Genomic DNA, 2,999 nt, shown 5'->3' with positions numbered 1-2,999 from the left:
TAGGCCATTACCAGCGGTAGTCCACGGTTTTCAGAAACACTCGTGAGAGCACCATGTGGCCTGTCGGGGAGGGATGGACTTTATCGCCCGCTAGGGTGCCAAACGCGACGCTCTGGAGTGCTTTGTCGTAGGCGGCTTGCGTGTCTCCGAAGCGGCAGCCGGTCTCCTTGGCAAGCTTGCGGACGAGCTTTCCATAGACATCCATCTGTGCGCGCATGGGCTGCGCTTTATCGGGTTCGATATAAAACGGTGTGAGGAGCGTGATGCCTTTAACCGTTGGGCGGGTCTTCTCGATCAGCTCGCGGTAGGATTTCTCGAACTCCTCCGGGAAAACGCTGTCCGGGTTGTTGGTGCCCGAGAACTGCCGCCAGACATCGTTGGTGCCTATCATAATGCTCAGCCAGTCCGGCTTGAGATCCAGGACATCTTTTTGCCAGCGCGAGACTAAGTTCCGAATCGTGTTTCCACTAATGCCCGTGTTTAAGACCCGAATCTTGCGCTCCGGGTAGGTTGCTCCGAGAAGCGCATTCACTTGTGCCGGGTAGCCACCCCCAAGCCCACCCCCTTCGCCGACAGGCCGCGCCCGTCCCGCATCCGTAATCGAATCGCCGATAAAAAGCAGTGTCCCACTGTCAATCTTCATAAAGCTCCAACTCCTCGTAAAAAGGCACGGGCAAGGGTCATGTGCCCCACCGGGCCGGGGTGAATCCGATCCCACGCAATACTCGCCGGGTGGCTGTGTGCAAGAAGCGCATTCAAGGCGGCCTGCGTGTCCACGAAAATCGCCTCGAACTCCTCCGCAATCTCGTGCACCGCAGCGCCGTACTCGTCCATACGCGCACGCATGGCATCATCGGGATTGGCTTCGATCATAAACGGGGTCATGAGCACCAGGCCCTTGAGCTTGGGGCGCGTTCGGTGGCAGAGGTTCCAGAGTGTCTCGCTGTACTCCGCAAGCGGCACGGCGCGTTCCGGGGCGAGTGGTGCATCGAACTGTCGCCAGACATCGTTGATCCCGATCATCACGCTCAGCCACTCGGGAGCTAGATCGGTCACATCGGACTTCCAGCGGGCGGCGAGATCCCGCACCGTGTTGCCGCTGCTGCCGACACTTCGGACACGGATCTGGCGTTCGGGGTAAGCTGCCCCTAAAATCGCCGCCACATCGCGAACATACCCACTGCCGATATCTCCCCAGCTCCAGGGGTTGGCCTCACCAACGGGGCGGGCACGGCCACAGTCCGTGATCGAGTCGCCGATAAAAAGTAGATTCGAGTTGGCTTCAATGCGCATGACACCTGCTTCGGCAAGACACTTACTATTTCCTGCATCAGATTTTGCTTGTCCCCCGTTTTTACGTCCGTTTGTCCCCGGAGCCGTCCTTGAGCGTGCGCGAAAATAGAGCCATGATGAGAAAACAACTATCCATTGCCCTAGTCGCACTGGCGCTACTGCTCGGCTCCTCTTCGTCGGTTCTGGCCTTCGACACCGGCCATCACTCCGATCTCACGCGTGAAGTGCTCAATGAGTTCGGGTTTGGCTCTACCTCCATCAAGATCGCGCAGGTCGAGAACTGGATGGTGGACTACTACACCAACGCGCCCGGCACGGGTATTAAAGAGGACCTCGCAAAGCTCCACTTCGACGACCTGGAAAACGGTGAGCAGATCAGGCACTACTGGGGAGTGCTGGCCAGCAATACCCGCACGGCGGTGCAAAAAGCGGCCTCTGAGGGCAACGCCATGAAAGTGCTCGCCCTCATCGGGATGTCGCTTCATGCCGTTCAGGACTTTTACTCCCACTCCAACTGGGTCGAGATTCGCGGTAATCCGAAATCAGGCTACGACTGCACAACCTACTTCGATGCTCCCAAGGCAGTGGGCCTGCGCTCGGGACACTACCCCAACGCCTCGCCCGTCACGGACAAGGACCATGGCGATTACTACGCGGGGATGAACCACGACTCCTACAACCGCCCAAACTGGGATCGGGCCTATGTGGCAGCCTACGCAGGATCGGCGCAGTGGGTTGGGGCGATTAAGAACTGGGCTGAAAAAGCGCGTCCTGGAATCTGGGACGAGGTGCAAGATATTCCGGGTAAGGAGTTTCAGGCCGCGCTCGACAGTGATCTCAAAGCTGCCTACCAGCTCTCGGCGTGGGTGTTGACGCTCCGTGACAACGGCCACTGGAAAGGCTGGGGAAGTGGCAGTGGCACCGAGTTTGGGAAAGCAGCGGCAAGCTATTCCGTCGCTATTTCTCCCCTTGGCGTGCATTTTGTCGTGAATCATTGGCACCGAGAGCTGACGGTTGGGCTCGGTAAGTCCCTGATTAGCTCGCCGGATCTGCCCACAATGCCCACGTTTCCGCTGACCCGCCGCGCTGTCTATATTCGAACGACGCTCGTTGAGGAGCTCCCTGTCGACTCCGTGAGCGACAAGCTAGATCAGCTCTACAAACCTGATTTCTTCGCTCGAATTCGGGTAGACGGCCTGACATTTACGGAAGCGATGCGCGTGGACACCTCGTCGTTTGTCCCACACTGGATCACACTGACCTTTATCCCGAACTATAAAGAGAGCATTCCCGTTCGCTACGAACTCTTCGATGAGGATGGTTTTAGCGATGAGGTCTGCGACATCAACCCGAGTGCGGACAAGACTCGGCTTGACTTCTCGGTCAACCTGAAGACCTTGACTCTTTCCGGAGATCTAACAGGGATTCACCGAACCAGCGACACGGCTGCGAGCAGTGAAGGGGCAAAGCCCCAGAAGGGCCGCGCCCGCATCAAGCTCCTGGTGACCACGGTTCCACTGACACGGTAACGATTAATGACACGGTAACGATTGAATCGTCCGGGCGGTATAATGGCCTGTTATGCCTAAACGCCTCGCGCCTGCCGGGTTTTATCTCCTGGCAGGCGTTATTGCTGTCTCTGATCAGGTTGTCAAAGCCCTTGTCAAGGCCCAGATTCCGCTCCATACGTCGGTGCCACTCTGGCC

Annotated in this window: 3 protein-coding genes; 1 reads left to right on the top strand and 2 read right to left on the bottom strand. The window is 57.9% G+C overall.

The features are described 5' to 3' along the window. Nucleotides 1-7 precede the first annotated feature (7 nt). Together ACH2EH_RS22280 and ACH2EH_RS22275 are read right to left on the bottom strand one after the other, a co-directional pair. Nucleotides 8-643: an SGNH/GDSL hydrolase family protein gene (locus ACH2EH_RS22280; protein ID WP_395145198.1), complete on the bottom strand. Its 636-nt coding sequence runs from the start codon at nucleotides 641-643 to the stop codon at nucleotides 8-10. Then, nucleotides 640-1,293, bottom strand: coding sequence for an SGNH/GDSL hydrolase family protein (locus ACH2EH_RS22275; protein ID WP_395145197.1), 654 nt, complete (start codon nucleotides 1,291-1,293; stop codon nucleotides 640-642). The genes ACH2EH_RS22280 and ACH2EH_RS22275 overlap by 4 nt, the downstream gene beginning before the upstream one ends. Nucleotides 1,294-1,406: 113 nt before the next feature. Between ACH2EH_RS22275 and ACH2EH_RS22270 the strand changes: the two genes are divergently transcribed. Next, the gene (locus tag ACH2EH_RS22270) at nucleotides 1,407-2,822 is read left to right on the top strand and encodes a hypothetical protein (RefSeq protein WP_395145195.1); all 1,416 of its coding nucleotides are present in this window, start codon (nucleotides 1,407-1,409) and stop codon (nucleotides 2,820-2,822) included. The last annotated feature ends 177 nt before the right edge of the window (nucleotides 2,823-2,999 follow it).

Source organism: Armatimonas sp. (genome assembly GCF_043760365.1).
Taxonomy (GTDB): domain Bacteria; phylum Armatimonadota; class Armatimonadia; order Armatimonadales; family Armatimonadaceae; genus Armatimonas.
Note: the sequence above shows the minus strand (reverse complement) of the source record. Positions and strands in the feature narration are given on the sequence as shown.

Coding starts and splice junctions, on each gene's coding strand:
- ACH2EH_RS22280 (WP_395145198.1), bottom strand. CDS start 643: ATGAAGATTGACAGTGGGACACTGCTTTTTATCGGCGATTCGATTACG.
- ACH2EH_RS22275 (WP_395145197.1), bottom strand. CDS start 1,293: ATGCGCATTGAAGCCAACTCGAATCTACTTTTTATCGGCGACTCGATC.
- ACH2EH_RS22270 (WP_395145195.1), top strand. CDS start 1,407: ATGATGAGAAAACAACTATCCATTGCCCTAGTCGCACTGGCGCTACTG.